Consider the following 21,172-nt stretch of genomic DNA (forward strand, 5'->3'; position numbering starts at 1 on the left):
AATAAAAAATCCCCTCCATGCGGTTGAGGGGATAAAAACTTAACTTAATGCAAAACCACCTCATCCGCGCGAAAGAGGTTGCCACCAAGCATGAAAACGAGGTTTCCCGTATTTAAGTTCTCGAGAACCGCGGCTCACGGTTTCAATTCCAACCTTAAGCTTTTCTGACACCTGATGTTGCGGAATCCCCTGCTTCAATAATTTAAAAATCTGAAGACGACGCGCAACCTCCTCCAATTCCGCACGAGTCAAAACCGCGGAAAGAAAATCTTCGGCCAATTTCAAATCATCGATTTGAACAATGACCTGCGCCAATTCTTTGATAAAAGTTCTTTGCATAACCTTTAATTTAAACCTTAAAATTTAAACAACGATCATCCTAGTACACTAGAATACTAGCAAATACAAAATTAAAGTCAAGCAGACATGAGCACAGCGAATGTCCGCTCCCCGCATTTTCTCCAAATCAAAAAAAGCCGATCCTTTCGAACAGAAACGAAGACCGCAATTCGATGCGACGTGTCATTCGAGAAAAATACCCCATTTTCAGCCCACATGATGAAACTTCAGCAATGAGCTGAATCAACTGCTTCTCAAGCTCACTCCGCTTCGCTCCGTGAGTGCGCTACGGGAGTATTACTTCTTCTTATCGTCTTTCTTCTCTTCTTTCCCTCCCTTGGCAGGAGCAGCCCCTTCGGCACCCGCTGCCGCAGCCGGAGCACCCGCCGCTTCCGCAGCAGCAGCCGCCGCCGCTTCTTGAGCCGCCGGAGCAAGATCTTCAGCCGTTTCTTCATTCGGAGGAGACACGGTCACCACCATCAACTTGGCATCCGAAACCACGGTCAAACCGGTCGGAACCACCAAATCTTTCACGTGAATGGTTTCCGCAAAGGTCACAAGGGGAGAAATATCCACCTTAATGGAATGCACCAAATCTTTAGGCAAACATTTAACCTCCAATTCATGTAAGTTGGCGACTAAAACTCCACCCAAATCCTTAATTGCGAGCGAAACTCCGACAAATTCAAGAGGAATACGGGCATTAAGAACTTTATCCATTTGAACCGCGATAAAATCCACATGCGAAATTTCATCGGAAATCGGATCGTATTGCATATCCTTAACCAAAACCGGAACACTCAAGTCTGCCCCAACCTTAAGATCAAGAATGGTGGTGTTTCCCGCGGTTTTGTACGCACGACGAAAATCCTGATAATTCATCTGAATCGAGACATTATCCCGTCCCACTCCATAACATTCGGCCGGGATCATTCCTCCAAGACGAACATCTCTCGCCTTAACGGACGGATCTCTCTTTGAAACTGCAAGGGAAACGGATTCCATAAAAATAAGATTACAGATAAAAAAAGCTCAACAGCAGGAGGATATTAGCGAAAAACCCCTGGAAGGGCAAGCAAATTCACTAAACACGAGCGAAACGAGTATTTTTGGCTCCGCATTCCTGATTTAAAATTTCCAATTTCCGGAAAATCTGCTATCTTTTCCGTGCCCATTTTTTAACCTCCTGTGCCATGAGTATGCTCGGAAAAATGAAAGACATGTACCAACTTCAAAAACAAGCCAAAGAAATCAAAAAAAAGTTAAAAAACATTCACATTGAAGCCGAAGAAAACGGCGTAACCGTCGTTTTAACCGCGGAACAAGAAATGATTTCCGTGAAAATTTCGGAAGAAGCCATGCAAAATCGAGAAAAACTCGAAAAATCCGTCATGAACGCCATGCAAAAAGCCCTTAAAAAATCTCAAGAAATCGCCTCCGCCAATATGAAAGAAGTCATGGGACAAATGGGCATGGATTTGCCGGGCACGTAGCAAGTCCGAAGGACGAGCGAAGTGCCTTTGAGCGAGCGATCCCATTTTCAGCCCTTTGATGAATTCTCGGAATCGGTTGATATTCAAATCATTTTTATCTCAATAAATTATTGTATAATTTAAAAGATTAAAGCGCCGTACTAGTACGGGATTATCAGATTGGAATTATTCCAGCCAAAATTTACATAAAAACCTGTCAACCAGACACGAACGAAGTGAGCTTTCCCTCATTTTTTCTCAAGAAAAGTCTGCGCACGCACAGATTTTATAAGGGACATCTCCCTGCATTTTCCCTTCTTCTCTCCTCCCATACCAAATACTTCATACTAATCCCCCCCCATGCGCCATCCCTCTCTCAAAATCTACGTCATCATCGTCCTTATCGCCGCCGGAATCCTCTTGGGCATTAAAGGCGTCCCCGCTTATTATGGCACTTGGCTCAACACCCCATCCGACGCTTCAAATACGGAAAATTTTGTTTTCGACATTCAACCCGGAGACTCGGGAAAAACCGTGACCGAAAACCTCAAACAAGAAAATCTCATTTCAAACGGTTTCTTTTTTTACTGGTATCTCCGTCACGAAAACTTGGGAAACGAAATTCAATCCGGACGCTTTGTTCTTTCCCCTTCCATGACCCCCATGGAAATCGTAAACAACATCACCAGTGGAAAAGGCCAAATGGCGCTCACCATTCCCGAAGGATGGACCATTCAAGCCATCGATGAACGGCTCGTAGACATGGGGCTCATTCAATCCGGAGAATTCACCACCGCAGTCCAAGATTATCAAATCTATCTTAATGACACCGATTTTTACGTATTTCCCTATCCATGGCTCTTGCAAAACGAGGGAAGCCTCGTCGCTTCATTTGAAGGATATCTTTTCCCGGAAACCTATTATATCAATCCTTCAACTTTCACATGTAAAGAAATGATCACTCGACTCTTAGACACCTTTGAAGCCAAATTTCTTTCTCCTGAAAATCTTGAAAAAATCACGGCCAGTGGCCGATCTCTCAATGACATTGTGATCATGGCATCGATTGTGGAACGCGAGGCTTTTCTCGATGGAGACCGCCCGATCATTGCCGGTATTTTATGGAAAAGACTCGACAGCGACTGGGCCTTGGGCGCGGACGCCACTTTAATTTATGCCTTAGAGCCCGATCAATCGCTCGAAGAAAACCTCGATCTCAATTCCCCTTATAACACTCGACAATACAAAGGCCTCCCCCCGACCGCCATCAGTAATCCGGGTCTCGCCTCCCTCGAAGCCGCACTCAATCCCGAGGCCAGCGATTATTGGTTTTACCTCAATGATCAAGAAACCGGCCAAGCCCATTACGGAACCACGCTCGAAGAACACAACCAAAACATCCAAGAATGGTTAAGGTAATCCTCATTGAACCTCTGGAACCAAATCAAAAGGTCCGTAAACTTTCTCTCCAAACGCATCTCCGGCATCCACAATGAGATATTGATTTCCGCAAACAAACGCATCTCGTGAAGACCACCCCCCGACAATCCCATATCCGGGATTAAAATTATAATAGACCACCTTTTCCGCATTCTCCCCTGAATCCAAGCAATAAAAATCCCCATCAAACATCCCCCCATTTCGATAAATAGCCTGATAATCCGAGGCTAAAAGATACTCATCCGGGATATTCTCTTTATGATTTTGATAAAGAAAACCCTCGGGGACAGAAGGATTCACACAACTCACCGCTCCATACCCGGTGACCTGTTCGGTGGCATCTTCCCTATGGGTTCGAACTACTGATGCAGTAAAAAGAAAAACGACCAAAAGAACAAATAAGTGTTCCAAAATTCTTAAAATTTTTTTCATAAATAAAATAAATAAATATTAAGGCGCCTCATAATAGATCGAAAACGTAAACGCCGCGCTGCGATTCCCGTCCGAATCTTCAGCATAAACCGTGTACGAATTGTCTCCGATTTTATAATTTCCAAAATCAAGTTTGGCGTAATAATTCCACGACCCGCTTCCGACCACAAATTTAGTGAGTTTAAAGTCATTCACATACACCGCCACAGCCTCGAGCCCCACCGTCCCCTCAATCAAAACCTCGGCCGCGCTCGTGGTATAAGGCCATGCCGCAGGAGCGGATTCATCATTCAACAACGTCACCGAGGGCGTACCCACAACGCCATTTAAAGCAGGCTCAATGGGTGTCTCCTCCGTGGGCACGGTTTCCGGTGAAACCTCGATTGTCGTGGTTTCATCTTCAACCGGCGTCTCCGTCACTTCCTCCTCCTCCAAAGCCGTGAACGCCCCTTCCGGCACTTCCACAATCAACTCAATCGACGTGCTCGGCAAATCCTCTTCATTTCGCGCCACAATCATAAAGCGATTTCTGCCTTCTCTCAAATTTCCATACCCGTAAAACGCATTGTATTTCCACGTGGTCGCTCCAGCCACATACGACTGCAATGTGTACGCGGAAGCCACTCCGTTTTCATCATAATTGGTCACCGTAACACTCACGGTATCCGCACTCGCCGTACCCTCGATAGTCACCGATGTTTCGCCCGTAGGTAAGGTATACGGATTATCCGTCGGAAAAGTAATGGCAATCACAGGCACCGCATTCTCGACCACGGGTTCAATCGTCTCAACGGGAGTTTCCACATCTGTCGTCGGAATTTCTTCCGTGATCTCTGTCGTTTCCGTGGTCGGAATCGATTCCTCCACTTCATACACGGTGGGATCCATATCTTGAGAAGAATTCCATACATACCAATCACTCACTTCCCACTCATTATCCACCGCTTCCAACAATGAAATCGATTCACGCGCCACCATTTTCTCAAGATCGCTCGCCGTGATTTCAACTTGTTGCCCCACCCCCACTTTCACTTGTTCAAGCACCACTTTCCGATCCGAATCCGGCTCAAACACTTCCACCAAAACCTCTCCTTCGGTCACACGCACATTCTCAAGATCACTCAATTCCACTTCAAAAATTGCACGATACGACGTGATGCGTAAATTGTCCGTCTCCACCACAAAATTCAAATTTTGTTCCGCACTTTCCACCATATTGAGCCAAATACGTCCGTTTTGAAGCGTCAAATTCACTTGATCCGAATCGTCTCCGGCAATTATTTTATTGATTTCCAAACTCGAATCCGCATCCAATCGCCCCACAGTTCCATTATAAAAAGTTAAAACCCCTCGACTGGAACGCCCGAGCCCGAGTCGATCCCCTTCAAGCACCAACTGCCCGGAATACGCTTTGGTCCATTCGGTCGCGCCCCACGGCAAAATCGTGGCCGTGCCCTGATCAAGATAAAGATAAATCTTATTTTTGAGCTCAATTTCACGCTGATCAAGAAAATTGCAAAACAACTGAATCGCCAACACAATAATAATTCCGACAAAAATAATCAGTAAAAACGGCCAAAGAAACTCCTTGGACCCACGTCTTTTGCGAAGATAAGGATGACGAGCGTGAACCATAAAAAAATGAAAAGCGCCTAGATGGGCTTAAAATAACCAAAAACGGGGAGAGTGTAAAGGAAAAATTATAGCCCCATCTCCTGCTTCAGCGCGTTCACATCCCGCACCACTTTATGATCTTTTCGTAAAAGTTTAATCACCTTCTCAATCGAGTGCATCACGGTTGTATGATTGCGCGCAAATTCTTCACCGATTTGCTCCAACGAGGCAGCCAGATCTTTTCGAATCAAATACATGGCAATTTGTCTCGGCAATAAAATTTCTTTTTTGCGCACCGGCCCGATAAGATCACTTTTAGTCAGCTTAAAATAATCCGCCACAATCGAAATCACCTCATCCGGCGTCTTGGCCAACGATTTATGTTCTCGCCCATCGTCCACCACAGCAAATTCCCCTCCTCGATTTAATTTTTTCAAAATTCCGGCCACAGACCGAACCGTGGGCGTGATTTGCTCCAACTCATATTGCGCAATCGCCTGCATCAAAACGCCCTCCAACTCACGAATGCTGTGATGCACATTGTACGCGATAAAATCCAAAACCTCGGTCGGGAGCAAAACCTGATGTTCTCGACATTTAGCCTGCAAAATCGCCAACCGCGTTTCATAATCCGGAAACTGCACATCCACAATCATTCCCATTTCAAACCGGCTGATCAACCGATCCTGAATATCCTTCAACTCCTTGGGCGGCCGATCCGCGCTGATAATAATCTGTTTATTGGCATCGTAGAGTTCATTGAACGTATGAAAAAATTCCTCCTGCGTCCGTTCCTTATGCGCCAAAAACTGAATGTCATCGATGATCAAACAATCCACATGGCGATAACGAGCTTTAAAATCTTTGGCTCCCTGTTTTCGAATCGCTTCCACAATCTCATTCGTAAACCGTTCGGAGGTCATATAAATCACCACGGCATTCGGATTGCGATGTAAAATTTCATTTCCGGTGCCCTGCAAAAGATGGGTTTTCCCCAACCCCACGTCTCCATACACAAACAACGGGTTGTACGCACCTCCGGGACGACGCCCAACCGCCAAACATGCGGCATGAGCCAATCGATTTTCAGATCCAATAATAAAATTATCGAGCGTGTATTTGGAATTGAGCGCTTTACTACGAACGCCCTCGTTGGTCACGGTGTATTCTTCTTTATTGCGAACTTTTTTCACGTTTTTTAATCCCTTCAACACCGAATTTACATCCACGGACCGCAAATCATCAGGTTGGCCCAACTTTCCATCCACTTCATAATGAATGCGCTTGATCGTAGAATCGAGAGACTGAATGGCTTCAAAAAGAAGGCTATGATTGCGATTCGCCACCCAATCTCGAGAAAGAGTGATCGGAAAACCCACCGTAATCGTCTCCCCTTCTCGTTTCACAATCGCGGTGTGCTGAAACCACGTCAAAAAATCCGAACGCTTAATCTTGGGCTCGAGCGCGGTCAAAACTTGGATCCAAAAATCGCGAAAAGAATCGGACATAAAATTCAAGGGTGACAGGGATCCTATAATACTGAGCCACTCAAATCGAAACAAGAGAAAATTATACAAAACGATAGATGTGACTTAACCCGCATGCCTCAAATGCTGATTCCATGCTAAACGAGAATCATTAAGATATCTATTCAAATTGCGAACAGAATCTTCCTGAGTAGATCGAGCTTGGCTCGTCCAACTCACCACCGATTTTTGCCCTCTATCTTCATAAAGATTAAAATATGTTCTATGAATACTTTGGGAAGTAACCTCTAACCGCAATGACCCAATCGATCCGCATGTACTTAAAAAATCAAAAAAAAGTCTTAGAACAGATGGAGACCCGGATAAATACCCTTCCAGCGGCTTGCCTGGTTCTGGATTCTCTAACATAAAAAAAAATTTTCTGCTTCGGGATTCTGGGTTTGAAAAAGTCTTATTAAAGAGTCCATTTTCTCTGGAATGCGATCTTCTAGGGACTTTAACTCTTCCATTTTAAAAAAAGTTAAAAAAATTAATGTACCTAATCTCTATCAAAAAATATTTACTAAATCAAGCAAATAATCGGCCCAAGTCCTGAAACGTCACCAAAAAGAGCACCATGATCAGCAACCAAAACCCAAAAAAATGCAGCCAATTCTCGAATTTAGCAGGAACGGGTTTGCCACGAATTCCTTCCAGCAATAAGAAGAAAAGTCGCCCGCCATCGAGCGCCGGAAACGGAAATAAATTGATCACTCCCAAACTCAACGACAACAACGCAGTAAAACGAATCAAGGCAACCCATCCTTCATCCACATGAGTACCTGTCATTTGCGCAATCCCCACAGGCCCGGAAACCCCTTCCGGCACTTGAGCGGTCATAAAAATCTTAGAAAAAACACCCGCCGTCATCTTGGCCGTGTACCACGTCACTTGCTTCATCTCATGAAACGCCACAAACGGAGCATCGAACCAAGAATAACGAACATTTTCAATCGAGAGAATCGACGCGGTTTCAATCCCATCATAATAAGAAAAAGGAAGATTTAAAGATTCAAAAACCGAGCTCAAATACACCCCAATCAATCCCGTGTCTTCATTTCGTGTCATGGTCAAAATCACCACCTCAACCCCGCGCTGAACCTCATATTGAACCGTTTCCAATTCACTTGCCTCCACAATGGCCAACGCATTTTCCGCGGTATAAACCTCAATCCCATCCACTCGAAGCAAAAGATCCCCTTCCAAAACTCCCGCTTCCTCAGCCGGAGAATCTGAAAGCACATCCGAAATCAAAACCCGACGGGTCACGGGCAGCGGCCAATCGACACGTTGAGTTTCCCCGTTTCGAACAAATTCAAAAATAACGCTGTGAGTCGAGCCCCCCACATTCGCCTGTGCCAACATCCCGGCCAAATCCTCTGCGTAAAAAACCGCTTCCCCATTGATGGAAAGAATCCTATCCCCGATCTGCAAAGGAGCTCCCGCCTCCACTGAGATCAATTCCACCCGAGGCAATTCAAGCAAATCAAACGCCAATCCAGGAGAAGAAAACTCCGCATCCGGCATGAACGTTTTATCATTCAATGTAAAACCCTCGTCCGAATCCATTAACGTCAAAAAAGTATCCATATTCATACTCGAAATCGGCAATTCATTCACCGTTAAAATCCGATCTCCTTCCTTAAATCCATTCAATTCGGCCCAAGATCCCTCGTCCACTTTATCCACCAAAACCCCGTCCACCACCTTAATTTGATGCGAAGCGATGCTCGCCAAAAGCCCATCCCCAGTCACAATCAACGGCTGCATGCCCACACCAAATCCGATGGAAAACAACAACCACGCAAACACAAAATTCATCACCACTCCGGCCACCACCACGGTAATACGTTGCCACACGGTTTTATGCGCAAAATTCTTGGGATTGAAGCGTTTTAAAGAAATTCGTCCCGCGTCTTCGCCCAACATTTTTACAAACCCGCCAAACGGAATCCAATTGAATGAATAAAGCGTTTCACCCCACTTTTTTCCCCAGATCCTCGGTGGCAATCCCAACCCAAACTCTTCGACCTTAATCCCCTGTCGTTTGGCCATAAAAAAATGACCGCATTCGTGAACCAAAATCAACGCGGAAAAAATAACGAGAAAGGCGAGAACAGTGAGAAGGAAATGCATGGAAGAATGAACAATGGCTAATGATCAATAACTAATGTCACCCTGAGCCTGTCGAATGGGTGACCTCACAAAGAAGCTTACTGGTGAATGTGTGGTTCGACAAGCTCACCACGACATATACTTCCTAACCCCCTCCCTTAAACCGTCATCACTCCCTCTTCTTTGGCCTTGGCCATTTCCATGATCTTGGCATTGGCCTCATCCACTTTGGTTTGAAGTTGTTTCTGTGCACCGGTTTCTTCATCTTCACTGATTTGTTTGTTTTGCTTCATCTCCTTAAACTTGGAATGTGCGGTCTGACGAATATTGCGCACCGAAATGCGCGTGTTTTCCGCAAGCGTGTTCACCACTTTCACCAAATCGCGACGACGCTCTTCTGTGAGAGCCGGGATATTGAGCAAAATCGCTATTCCACGATTCACCGGATTGAGTCCGAGGTCCGACACCTGAATCGCTTTTTCCACCGCAGACAAAATAGAACGATCCCACGGTTGGATTTGAATGGTTTTCGCATCCGGCACACTGATGCTCGCCACATTTTTAAGCGGTTGCACACTGCCATACGCCTCCACCATCACATGCTCCACCAACGCGGCGTTCGCACGCCCGACTTGCAATCGTGAAAACTCCTCTTTGAGATGATTTAAAACTTTTTCAAATTCCGCAACTGCAATCGCAATAACAGGATCTGTAAGCATAAAAGAAAATTAAATATTAAACATGAACCAAAGTTCCGACTTTTTTGCCTTGAACCGCAGCCCATAAATTACCTTTTTTATTCCAATCAAAAACCACGACCGGCAACTTGCCTTCGCGACACAACGCCGTGGATGTGGCATCCATAACCCCTAAATTGCGCTCCAACACTTCATCAAATGAAATGGTCTGAAATTTTTTCGCTTTCTTGTTTTTCATCGGATCCGAATCGTACACACCGTCCACTTTAGTGGCCTTCAACAACACATCACACTGCAATTCCAACGCCCGAATCGCGGCCGCCGTATCCGTGGTAAAAAACGGACGTCCGGTGCCTCCGGGACATAAAAGCACATGCCCTTCGCCCAAATGCTTCAATCCTTTTCGACGAACATAAGGTTCCGCCACCTCAGCCACCGGCAACGCAGACAGCACGCGCGCCTCCACTCCCAATCGTTCGAGTGCGGATTGCAACACCACGCTGTTCATGACCGTAGAAATCATTCCCAAAAAATCCGATTCCACACGAGGAATCCCTTTTCCCGTATTGTCTCGATAGCGCCAAATGTTGCCGCCTCCGGTCACAATCACGACCTGAATGCCTTTTTTATGAAGCATCACCACTTCTTTGGCCACACGCTCCACCACATCAAAATCAAAAAAATCGCCTCGTTTGCCGGCCAAAACCTCGCCCGAAAACTTTAATAAAACGCGTTTATACATAAAATTATTTTAAAATAATATACGTGAGCACAATTCCAATCAAAAGCCCTGCCATAAAAATCAACGGCAATCGTTTCTCTTTACTTCGATCTTCTGCATTCGCTAAATCCGTGAGCAAATCTCCGCTCAAAATCACTTTTTCATCCGCATTTTTCTCCACCACATCCCAGTACCCGTGATTAGCCACGAGTTGCACAAATTTTGAAAATTGAATGCTGACATGATTGCCCGCCTCAGTTGCCGAAACCGCAGGAGCGGAAATCACACCGTTCGCAGGACTCGAAGAACCCGGCGTTGAAGTCGAATCGTCGTCATCGGTCTTAATGGGCCGAATCAAAAACGGATCATCATCGTCGGACATAGTCTCGTGGGGAAGGGTAATGTCATCCATAAGAAAATCATACCAAAGAAGAAATCGGTTTCAAAGAGAATTGCGAAAAATCAAACACTCGGAGTCTCGGCCCCAGCCACAGCTCCTTTTCTCCAAATCTTATGAAAAATAGCCCCTCTTATTGCTTCATACTCCTCTGGCTTGGTCAATGTCTCCATTGTACGTTGACTAAATTGATAAGTGGGCTTTTTCCCTCCATCTTTCACCCCGGCTTCAAACACCAAACAATTATCTTGAGCCGCAAGAGAATAAATAATTTGCGCATTATGCGTAACCAATAAAACCCTGGCTCCTTTTTCAACAAAATCATGAAGAATTTCTTGAACATACGACTCCAGCCCGCTCTGGTCTGTAGCCAACACCATCTCATCAATCACTACCAATGTCCCGGGCTTAGCTTGATCACACAGCCCCCTTAAGTCAGTCAAATCTTCACCCCATTTCCCAATATCATCCCCTCCTTCCAACTCTTTTTTCTTTTGAACTCCCGTATCTCGAGGCTGGTGCGTTAAAATACCGGAAACCATCGGCACCTCAGTCCCTTCTTTCCCGAAAACAGGCGCACCCACTTGATTCATAATATGAGCCCAAGTGATCGCCTGAACAACATGCGTTTTCCCCCCACCATTCACCCCGGCAAAAACAATAATTTTATACTGAGGATCAAAAACCAATCGCTCCTGCGGAACAGAAACCACACCCTCCCGCGTTTTAGCCTCATAAGCTCTTCTAGGATGATGCAACCCCTCCACCGCAAATCGCCCTACCCCATTTGACTCACCTTCATCCTTTTTCCCCTCTTCTTGAAGCCCAGTTTCACTCAACCAATCCTTACATTTTTCTTGAAATTTCGCCATGGCACAAAAAACCCGTAACCAATAAGAAAATTCTTGTTGCTTAATATCCAAAGAACGAAGATCCTCACTCAACGTACAAAGATCGGACACCGGACCTAAAGTCCCGTGTTTTTCATCCGATTTTTGATATTCAAAAGTCAAAGGAGACAATGTAATCCCTAAAAACCTCTTCGCAGGATAAAAATGAATTCGATCTGCGATTTGTTTTACTTGCTTCAAAAAAATATCCAAATTTGAAAGCAATGCTTGAAGCATTGAAGGAGAACCAGCTTCTTCTGGCAAAGGCTGAGATGAAATCAAATTCCCCAAAGCTTGTTGGATATCATTGACCTGAGAAATAAAATTCTGAGCAACGCCACAAGCTTGTAGCTCATTCATCTTTAACGTTTTTTTGTCATTTTCGTAAGAGTGATTCGTTTGAATGAGTGAGTGTATGGATTCACCGAAACCTCTTGTTAAAAAATCTAAAAAAGCCAAACATCGACTCAATATTTCGCGAACACGCGAATCATTTCTCAATATTTCTTGTGTTTGACTTAATGCGGCAATTTCTTGTTGAGAAACAAAAGGCCGACTCAAAAAATAAATGAATGAATCATCCATCCTATCCAAAGGGACGAAATGTCCTGCAAATTTTTTAATCTTCAAATCGCGAGCCGTTTGAGACGAAAGACCGAAAAATTTCTCAGGATCATCGTACCCGACAGGAAAAGGCCGATATTCATTTTCTCCCACACCCCCTACCTCACCAGAAGATTGTGTCATAATTTATTATTTTCAATAATCACTCAAAAAGGTTCTTTTTATATCAAAAAAACCGCATGCGTGTCAATAAAATCCGGATTCCAGAATTCGCAAAAATGACAAGCTAAAACTGTATTTTCTCTCTCTTCAGTCGTGACCGATCCTCCTCGGACGCCATGAATTCATAATCCGCGATCGCAATGCCGAGTTGATCCGCGATGGCCCGCGCAATTTTTTGCTCTTCAATCGTCCATTCTTCCTGTTCCATAACCATAAAGCCCAATTCCTTCCCGGCAATATTTTGAATCGCCAAAATCAACCGCCCCCCTTTAAGCACTCCCCTTTCCTTTCCCAATTCGCGTTCAGCCGCTCCCAACTCTTGTTCGGAAAGTAAAAATTCGCCCCAACTCGCGGGAATCTCCAATTTTCCGGTCGCTTTATTTTTCAACACAATGATTCCCCGTTCCGCTTGCGCCATATTTTCCATTTTCAGCCCGATTTCTCGAATCAGCCCCGGAATATCTTGCCGATAATGACTCACCAACTGAGCGATTTCATACAAGGTGACCAACTCTTGATTGGTGGTTTGCAACCGTTGATTGAGCACTTTTAACAACCCGACCAACAGCGCCATCGCTTTTTCCGGACTTTTTTTCAAAAAATCATAAAAAGAAACCCTGGTAAGAATCAACGCTTCCACCTCTTCCAACGCTTTCGCCGCCGCAGAACGCGGCTTATCGGACAACAACGCGCCTTCTCCAAAAAGAGACCCGGGCACGAGCACCGCCAAAATCTTTTTATGCGACTGATCGTCTCCGATTTGTTTCGAAATTTCCACGCGTCCCTTCAAAATCAGATACAAATCCGTGCTTTTCACCCCTTCTTCAAAAATCATCTCTCCCTCAGGAATCGTTTTTCGATTCCACACCTCCTCTCCTTTCAAAAAACGTTCTCGCTCTTCCAAAGCAATCCCGGCAAAAATTTCATCAATAAAAGGGGAAAAATCACTCATAATTAAACTAATTTACGATTAAAAGCTTCCGTATCATGCACTTTGGCCAACGCAGCATCTTTAGAAATAAGCCCTTGCCCCACAAGTTGCGCCAACGAATCATCCAAGGTTTGCATTCCTTCACTCTTACCGATTTGCATCATGGAATAAATCTGATGCGTGTTGCCTTCTTTGATACAATTTCGAATCGCATCATTCACCACCATGATCTCAAACGCCGACACGCGACCGTGTCCGTCCGTGCGCGGAACAAGCGTCTGCGCCACCACAGCCAGCAAGGACGCAGAAAGCTCTGCCCGAATCTGTTGTTGTTGATACGCGGGGAATACATCGATCATACGATCTACGGTTTGCGGAGCGTCAGAAGTGTGCAAAGTGGACAAAACAAGGTGCCCGGTTTCCGCCAAGGTGATGGCTGCGGCAATGGTTTCAAGGTCGCGCATTTCCCCCACCAAAATCACATCCGGGTCCTGGCGAAGCGACGAACGAATCGCGGTGGCAAACGAATCCGTGTGAGCCGACACCTCGCGCTGTGTGATAAGCGCAGACTTGGGTTCGTGCACAAACTCAATCGGATCCTCGATGGTGATGATATGACATTTTCGATGCGTGTTGGCGTGATTGATCATGGCCGCGAGCGTGGTCGATTTTCCACTTCCCGTAGGCCCGGTCACCAAAACCAACCCTCGCGGTTTCATGACAAAATCGGCAAGGATCGACGGCAATCCCATCTCCTCCAACGTAGGTGCTTTTTCCGGAATCGAGCGAAACGCCATGGCAATCCCCTCTTTATCCAAATATAAATTCACACGAAAACGTCCGGACTCGGCTGAACCATAAGAAAAATCAACTTCTTTTTGTTTTTGAAACAACGCGAATTTATCCGGGCCCGCCACTTTTTGCGCCACTTCTCGGAGCGCCGACTCGGTCAACGGCCCCATTTTATCCGTGACAAACAGATCTCCACTCGGGAGACGAATCACGGGCGGCTGCCCCACCTTGAGGTGAAGATCCGGGGCGTGATGCACCACCACCTGAGCCAAAAGTGCGTCAATATCCATAATAAGGGCTTTTAAAATCTTATTATTATACAACAAATTCAGCACAAATGAAACCCCAAAGCCTAAAAAAAGACCTTAAAATGTGGTATAATTCACAGATTGAAAATCAAAATAAAAATTTATGCCTCCTCCGGAAGTCCAAAAAGAAACACCCAAACAAACAACCATCCGAGCTCTCATTGATGAATGTCTTAAACATATTGATAGTTACGAAAAAGGAACCGCTCCAAATCTCAACATTGGAAAAGATTGGGCAAAATATGAAAAACCCTATCATAAAAGAAACCACACGGATTTTGTCATGCAAGAAATCGCCCAATTACTCGAAGCGGAACAGAAAAACCAAGATTCCCCTTTAGCCGAAAGGAAAGAAGAAAATGCGGATTTATGTCGTCTTTTCGCCGGGAGCCATGACTATGACCAACAAGAAAATTCTTCGGATCCCGATTACAACGGAGGAAATGAAAAACGTTCCTTAACATGGCTTATTCCAAAAATGGTGGCAAGCGGACAATTCACTGCCGAGGACATCGAAATCGCCAAAATCGCCGAGCTCGGAACCTGGACTCCGGTCGTTGGAAAAGGGACAGAGACCCATCTCCAACAAGTTGTACGGGAATTCGGGACCGGAAAAGGCCCCGCACCAACCTTACAAACAAAAATGGAAGATCTCGCTTCCAAATACGGAATATCCATCGATCCTCAAATTTTCAGAAATCCGCGCGCCATCGCTATCGCCAAACTCTTGGCCGATGCCGACCTCGCCACCTTGGGAAACGAATGGGATGTTTATTGGGAAAACATGATGCTCTTTTTCCGCGAGCAACATCCGGAAATCAACCAAAACTCCAACACTTCGGACGCCCGAGAGACATGGGGAAAATATCTCCAATTCCAAGTGAATCTTTTAAACAATCATCACTATCACACTCAAGTCGCCCAAAATCGATACCCCCATTGCCCAACCAACTCCGCCGAGGTTTCAGGAATTTTAACAAACAATGAAACATTCAACGCCTCGTTTGAGGCCATGCTAAAGATGAACGGTACTTACAAACCACAGGCCAAAACCATGAGTGTAATTAACGCTTAAATTCTCCAATAATATTCGCATTCTTCTTTCCTCTACAAAAAGAGGGCAATCGCTTGCCCCCTTTTTCACGTGAATTTAAAACCAAAACTACATCATATCCATCCCGCCCGGCATTCCACCCATTCCTCCCATATGACCGCCTTCTTTCTTATCCTCCGGAATATCGGTCACCCCGGCTTCGGTGGTCAAGAAAATTCCGGCCAATGACGCGGCATTTTCCAACGCGGAGCGCGTGACTTTTTTCGGATCCACAATCCCAGACTTGATCATATCGACCATTTCGCCTTTTTCAGCGTCATAGCCTTGTCCGGCCTTGGCATTGCGAACCATATCCACGATCACCGCACCTTCTTTCCCCGCGTTTTGCGCGATTTGGAACACCGGAGACTCGAGGGCTTTTTTCACAATCGCGATTCCCGTGGTTTCATCCATATCCGCCCCTTTGAGCGCATCGAGAATCTTGGCGGCTTGCAACAAAGCGGTTCCTCCTCCGGCCACAATCCCCTCTTCCACAGCCGCACGAGTCGCAGACAACGCATCTTCAATGCGATGTTTCTTTTCCTTAAGCTCCACTTCCGTGGCTGCACCGACCTTGATAATGCCAACACCTCCGGACAATTTCGCCAAGCGTTCCGTGAGTTTTTCTTTATCAAAATCCGATGTGGTGTGATCGAGCGTAACCTTAATTTCCGCCACGCGAGCATCGATGGCCTTCTGATTGCCGGCGCCTTCCACAATCGTGGTGTCATCTTTGGTGGCAATCACTTTTCGCGCTTCTCCAAGATGAGTCAAATCCGCATTCTCAAGCGTCAAACCCACTTCTTCGGAAATCACGGTTGCTCCGGTCAACGCCGCAATATCTTTAAGAATTTCCTTACGTCGATCCCCAAATGCCGGGGCCTTGATCGCAAGCATGCTGAACGTGCCTCGAAGTTTATTCACCACCATGGTGGCAAGCGCTTCCCCGTCCACATCTTCGGCAATGATCACGAGCTCTTTTTTCCCGCCCTGTGCCAATTTTTCCAACAAAGGAAGAATGGTTTGCACGGACGAAATTTTCTTATCCGTGATTAAAATTTTTGCATTTTCATAGGTCGCCTCCATACGTCCCGAATCCGTAACCATATAAGGAGAAATATACCCGTTGTCGAATTGCATTCCTTCCACCACTTCCATATCGAGCCCAAAAGTCTGAGATTCTTCCACCGTGATCACGCCATCATTCCCGACCTTTTCCATGGCCATGGAAATGAATTTGCCCACTTCCGGATCTTGGGCGGAAATCGTGGCCACCTGCGCCACTTCTTCCGGAGTGCTGATGTCTTTTTTCATTTCACCCAATTCATGCACGATTTTTTTCACCGCTTTGTCGATCCCGCGCTTCAAAGCAATCGGATTGGCTCCGGCCGCGAGATTGCGGAATCCTTCGGTGATGATGGCGTACGCCAATACCGTGGCAGTCGTGGTCCCATCTCCGGCCACATCATTGGTTTTGGTCGCCACTTCTTTCACGAGTTGTGCTCCCATATTTTCAAACGGATCCGGGAGATCGATTTCTTTTGCAATGGTCACACCATCGTTCGTGATGGTGGGAGCTCCATATTTTTTATCAAGAACCACATTGCGACCCTTGGGCCCCATGGTGATGCGAACCGCATCGGCCAAGCGTTTGGCGCCATTGATCATTTTTTGGCGAACCGCGTCGCCGTATTGAACCTGTTTAGACATGATAGAAAAATTTTAAATGTTAAATTTTAGATTTTAAATTATCCAAGAATCGCGAGCACATCGCTTTCATTCAAAAAAAGCAATTCTTTTCCCTCGTGTTTCACTTCTGTGGGCCCGTATTTGGTAAAAAGAACCGTGTCCCCCACTTTGACGGTCATGGGAATTCGTTTCCCTTCATTATTTAATTTCCCCGCACCAATGGCGAGAACTTTCCCTTTTTGAGGTTTTTCTTTTGCCGACTCGGGAAGAACAATCCCGGAAGCAGTGACTTCGTCTTCCTTGAGACGTTCCACCACCAACCCATCGTTTAAAGGCTGAAGCGTAACTTTCTCCATATAAAAATAAGGTTAAAAACTAAAAAAGCTAGCACACTATATTTGAGAGTGCTAAGGGAGTCAAGGAAAATTTATTTCGCCACGTCCTCCACTCGAATCTCTCGAATCACATCCACCTTGATTTCACCTTGATATTGGAGTTGATCCTCGATTTGAGCGGCAATACGGTGCACCATTTTGGCAGCTTGGAGGTCATCGATGACCGACGGTTCCACAAACACGCGCACTTGGCGCCCGGCCTGAACCGCGTACGATTTACGCACACCTTCAAACGAATTCGCAACCGTCTCAATTTCACGCAAACGTTTTACGAAATTTTCAAGATTTTCCTTATTGGCTCCGGGTCGAGACTCGGAAATTCGATTCGCCACTTGAATAATTTTAGCTTCAATCGTCTCCGCAAAACAATCACCTTCATGCGCTTCCACGCAATGAACAAGCTCGCGCGGTAACCCGAATTTCTTTAAAATATCACGCCCGATCAACGAATGCGGCATCTGAATTTCATGATCCATGGCCTTGCCAATATCATGAAGCAACCCGGCTTTTCGACACAAAGCCCCATCCGCTCCCAAATCCGTAGCCAATGACGCAGCCAAAAAGGCCACTTCCATCGAGTGTTTGAGCACATTTTGGCCATAACTCGTACGAAATTTAAGACGTCCCAAAAGCTTGAGTAATTCCACGGGCAACCCAACCACTCCGGCCTCAAACGCGGCTTTTTCTCCCAATTCACGGATCAATTGAGTCACTTCTTCTTTGGCTTTTTTCACCACTTCCTCAATGCGGGCCGGATGAATACGTCCATCCTCAACCAAACGTTCGAGGGCAATTTTAGCCACATAGCGACGCACCAAATCAAACCCGGAAATCACAATCGACCCCGGCGTATCATCCACAATCACATCAATTCCGGTGAGCTCTTCAAACGTATTAATATTACGTCCTTCACGACCAATGATGCGACCTTTCATCTCATCGTTCGGAATATTCACAATCGTGGCTGTGGATTCCATCGTGGTCTCGGCCGCGTATTTTTGAATCGCGTCCACAATCATACTGCGGGCACGCAATTCCGCTTCATCGTGCAAATCTTTTTCCGTTTTTCGAATCTGTGCGATGAGATCTTCTTTGGCTTCTTCTTCCACTTTTTTCAACAACAATTCCCGCGCCTCATCTTTAGACAAACTGGCCACGCGTTCAAGCTGCCCCTTCTGTTGTTCATATAATTTCTGAACTTCTTCCTTAAGAGAACGAACCGCCACAACCTTGGATTCGAGCTCGGTTTTGGTTTTTTCCGCTTCACGAAGTTGTTTATCGAGCGTCTCTTCTTTGGTCTCAATACGCTTTTCCATCTTATCGAGCTGAACACGCTTTTCACGCTCTTCTTTCTTGGCTTCTTCCTGAATTCTCAACGCCTCATTTTTAGCGTCGAATAAAAGTTCCTTGGATCTGGAATTCGCTTCTTGAAGCTCATGTCTCGTCTTTTCCGAAACTCGCGCTTCCTCCTCACGAAGCTTTTTCGAACGAATCTGATAACCACCAGCGGCTCCTCCGAGGAGCCCAACCAAACCCAACAATAATAAAGTACTGATTTCCGGCATAAAAAGGGGGGCTTTAAACGCCTCTGCATACCTTTTCCCCTCCCAAAAGGGATCTTTCTTAGATCAAATCGAACGCATCAACAAATCAAAATCTAAAAGTAAACGAATCAACAAGATCAAAATTTTAAGAAAGAATCAGATTAAAAAGGCAAAACAAAGACTATATAAAAATCTAGCTTAACGATACTGGAGTCCGGGAAAATAAGTCAAGAAGCAAAAAAGGGGAAAGGGATGGGAAAAATTAAGAATTTCACCTGACAAAATAATGGCGCAAAAAACAGTCAAGTTAAAAGTTGACGATTTACGAGTTTGATGGTATTGATTATATTTAATCAAAAATAGATATGTCTGAATTAAGGGATTACGACGATGATTATAACGATGATAGCAACAACGAAAACCCTCCTGTAAAAAGGGGCCCAGAAATGCATTTCATACTAGGTCCTCTCGTTTTTCCAAAAGAAACCCCACCGACGCCAAAAAAAGAATCCGATGAATGGGAAGGGGAAATATTAAAAATTTACGCTAGAGATTTAAGGATCCGCTTTTGGAATTGGGTCTTATACGAAGATTAAAGTGAAGTGCGTTAAAAAAAACTGAATATCAATCAATCGCTGAAAATTCAATCACTACTCAAACAACAAATTTTCTACGCAAATCTGTTGTGGTTCATCTTTTTTTAACGTTTTTGTCATAACTCAAATGTTATCGTTGAGGCGCTTTCACAAATCCCGCAAAAATTTTATTTTTTAACCTTATTTTTATGAAAAATTTACAACGGGTTTGCGCATTTTTTGCGCTGTTCCTTTTTATCCCCATGGCGCTCGCCGAAGACGGTTGGGGTTGGACCTCATCACCCACTCCGGGGGCACTCAACCTTCTCACCGATGAAACGGGCGAAACTGCCGAATCCTACTCCAATGGCACACTCTCGGATGACATCATGTTGTCCGAAATCCTTCCCAACCCCGAAGGAAGCGACACCGAGACCGAATGGATTGAACTTTATAATATGGGAACAGACAACGTAGATCTCGGCAATTGGTCTCTAGATGACGAAGAGGAAGGAAGCACCCCTTATATTTTCCCTGCCGGAACCACCATCGAAGCGCAAGATTTTCTCGTGATTTATCGTATCGACTCCAATCTTTCCCTCAACAACGACACCGACCAAGTCCGACTTTTTGATTTTGAAGGAACACTCAAAGACAACGTAACCTATGAAGGCTCTCCGGAAGCCCAATCCTACGCCCGTATCGAACTCGCGGAAGATGAAATGGCGCAAACGCCAATCGCCCCTCGAGGAAAACTTATATCATGGCTCATTCCGCAAGCGCGTGCCCAAGAACAAACATCAACAAATTCGTCTCAAAAAATCGCCTTCCTCAACTCACCTTGGGAATGGACCTCGGATTTAACCGTTGGCTCCCAAAACCCGATTTATTATTTTCTTCAAGGTACGGTTCAATCTCTCCTCCCCTTTAAAAACAGCGTTTTGCTGGATCGAAACGGAGCTACACTTGAGGTTTCTCTGGCAAAATTGGATCTCAATGACACTCTTAAAAAATCCATATTCAGCCCCGGCGAAACCGTCAGTGGATACGCCACCCAAACCGCACCCGACCAATTCGAGCTCAAACGGTTGGAAGACGTCCCCTCCACCATTTCTTTACCCACTGAAAATAAAAGCCTTATTCTTCGCTATATTCTCTTAAGTATTTTGCTCACCGGAGGACTCGGCTTTATCCTGTGGCAACAAAAAAAACAGACCCGCATGAGCAAAGCGAATGTCCCCTCTCCCTCATCTTCTCTCGACGTAGCGGCATAACTTTCTTCCCACCCAAAACTCTGCCCGGGCGGGATAGTTAACGAAACTTGGTTGAAGAATATTTTCTTTTAAATCTGTAAAAGTTTCTTTTTTGTGTCATTTTCTCGTGTATGAATAAAAAACATGAGAAATCTTCCTGCT

General features: G+C 45.3%; 18 protein-coding genes. 4 read left to right on the plus strand and 14 right to left on the minus strand.

Annotation, left to right across the window (positions count from 1 at the left end):
* Positions 1-39: 39 nt before the first annotated feature.
* Together WC882_05645 and WC882_05650 are read right to left on the minus strand one after the other, a co-directional pair.
* The gene (locus WC882_05645) at positions 40-339 is read right to left on the minus strand and encodes a Trp family transcriptional regulator (GenBank protein MFA5843117.1); all 300 of its coding nucleotides are present in this window, start codon (positions 337-339) and stop codon (positions 40-42) included.
* A 297-nt stretch (positions 340-636) separates the two neighbouring features.
* A complete protein-coding gene (locus WC882_05650; protein MFA5843118.1) occupies positions 637-1,344 on the minus strand; it encodes a 50S ribosomal protein L25 in 708 nt (235 codons plus the stop codon).
* 188 nt (positions 1,345-1,532) lie between these two features.
* Here WC882_05650 and WC882_05655 point away from each other — a divergent pair, with 188 nt between their 5' ends.
* Together WC882_05655 and mltG are read left to right on the plus strand one after the other, a co-directional pair.
* A complete protein-coding gene (locus tag WC882_05655; GenBank protein MFA5843119.1) occupies positions 1,533-1,832 on the plus strand; it encodes a YbaB/EbfC family nucleoid-associated protein in 300 nt (99 codons plus the stop codon).
* 339 nt (positions 1,833-2,171) lie between these two features.
* Entirely contained in the window at positions 2,172-3,230 is a 1,059-nt protein-coding gene (gene mltG / locus WC882_05660) for an endolytic transglycosylase MltG (protein ID MFA5843120.1), read from the plus strand.
* Here the strand turns inward: mltG and WC882_05665 are convergent.
* The 9 genes from WC882_05665 to WC882_05705 form a co-directional block, all read right to left on the minus strand.
* A complete protein-coding gene (locus WC882_05665; GenBank protein MFA5843121.1) occupies positions 3,222-3,683 on the minus strand; it encodes a hypothetical protein in 462 nt (153 codons plus the stop codon). The genes mltG and WC882_05665 overlap by 9 nt on opposite strands.
* 18 nt (positions 3,684-3,701) lie before the next feature.
* Positions 3,702-5,318 (minus strand): FecR domain-containing protein, encoded by a 1,617-nt coding sequence (locus WC882_05670; GenBank protein MFA5843122.1) that lies wholly within the window; start codon positions 5,316-5,318, stop codon positions 3,702-3,704.
* Between the two features lie 65 nt (positions 5,319-5,383).
* Positions 5,384-6,805 (minus strand): chromosomal replication initiator protein DnaA, encoded by a 1,422-nt coding sequence (dnaA, locus tag WC882_05675; GenBank protein ID MFA5843123.1) that lies wholly within the window; start codon positions 6,803-6,805, stop codon positions 5,384-5,386.
* Positions 6,806-7,294: 489 nt separating this feature from the next.
* Positions 7,295-8,959: an RIP metalloprotease RseP gene (gene rseP, locus WC882_05680; protein ID MFA5843124.1), complete on the minus strand. Its 1,665-nt coding sequence runs from the start codon at positions 8,957-8,959 to the stop codon at positions 7,295-7,297.
* A gap of 137 nt (positions 8,960-9,096) precedes the next feature.
* Complete coding sequence (gene frr, locus WC882_05685) at positions 9,097-9,657, minus strand: ribosome recycling factor (protein MFA5843125.1); 561 nt, start codon at positions 9,655-9,657, stop codon at positions 9,097-9,099.
* Between the two features lie 16 nt (positions 9,658-9,673).
* Positions 9,674-10,378: a UMP kinase gene (gene pyrH, locus WC882_05690; protein MFA5843126.1), complete on the minus strand. Its 705-nt coding sequence runs from the start codon at positions 10,376-10,378 to the stop codon at positions 9,674-9,676.
* Between the two features lie 102 nt (positions 10,379-10,480).
* Entirely contained in the window at positions 10,481-12,391 is a 1,911-nt protein-coding gene (locus tag WC882_05695; protein MFA5843127.1) for a hypothetical protein, read from the minus strand.
* Positions 12,392-12,494: 103 nt separating this feature from the next.
* Positions 12,495-13,382 carry a cyclic nucleotide-binding serine/threonine-protein kinase gene (locus WC882_05700; GenBank protein MFA5843128.1) on the minus strand — a complete coding sequence of 296 codons (888 nt, stop codon included), beginning with the start codon at positions 13,380-13,382 and terminating at the stop codon, positions 12,495-12,497.
* 2 nt (positions 13,383-13,384) lie between these two features.
* On the minus strand, positions 13,385-14,443 hold the full coding sequence (locus WC882_05705) for a type IV pilus twitching motility protein PilT (protein MFA5843129.1): 1,059 nt from the start codon (positions 14,441-14,443) through the stop codon (positions 13,385-13,387).
* A 121-nt stretch (positions 14,444-14,564) separates the two neighbouring features.
* On the opposite strand from WC882_05705, the gene WC882_05710 reads away from it, so the two are divergent.
* On the plus strand, positions 14,565-15,536 hold the full coding sequence (locus tag WC882_05710; protein ID MFA5843130.1) for a hypothetical protein: 972 nt from the start codon (positions 14,565-14,567) through the stop codon (positions 15,534-15,536).
* An 87-nt stretch (positions 15,537-15,623) separates the two neighbouring features.
* On the opposite strand, the gene groL is transcribed toward WC882_05710, so the two are convergent.
* The 3 genes from groL to rny form a co-directional block, all read right to left on the minus strand.
* A complete protein-coding gene (groL, locus tag WC882_05715) occupies positions 15,624-17,264 on the minus strand; it encodes a chaperonin GroEL (GenBank protein MFA5843131.1) in 1,641 nt (546 codons plus the stop codon).
* 38 nt (positions 17,265-17,302) lie between these two features.
* Positions 17,303-17,599, minus strand: coding sequence for a co-chaperone GroES (groES, locus tag WC882_05720; GenBank protein ID MFA5843132.1), 297 nt, complete (start codon positions 17,597-17,599; stop codon positions 17,303-17,305).
* 71 nt (positions 17,600-17,670) lie between these two features.
* Positions 17,671-19,203 (minus strand): ribonuclease Y, encoded by a 1,533-nt coding sequence (gene rny / locus WC882_05725; protein MFA5843133.1) that lies wholly within the window; start codon positions 19,201-19,203, stop codon positions 17,671-17,673.
* A 763-nt stretch (positions 19,204-19,966) separates the two neighbouring features.
* On the opposite strand from rny, the gene WC882_05730 reads away from it, so the two are divergent.
* Positions 19,967-21,031, plus strand: coding sequence for a lamin tail domain-containing protein (locus WC882_05730; GenBank protein MFA5843134.1), 1,065 nt, complete (start codon positions 19,967-19,969; stop codon positions 21,029-21,031).
* The last annotated feature ends 141 nt before the right edge of the window (positions 21,032-21,172 follow it).

The organism is Candidatus Gracilibacteria bacterium, assembly GCA_041658685.1.
GTDB lineage: Bacteria > Patescibacteriota > Gracilibacteria > UBA1369 > UBA12473 > JBAZZS01.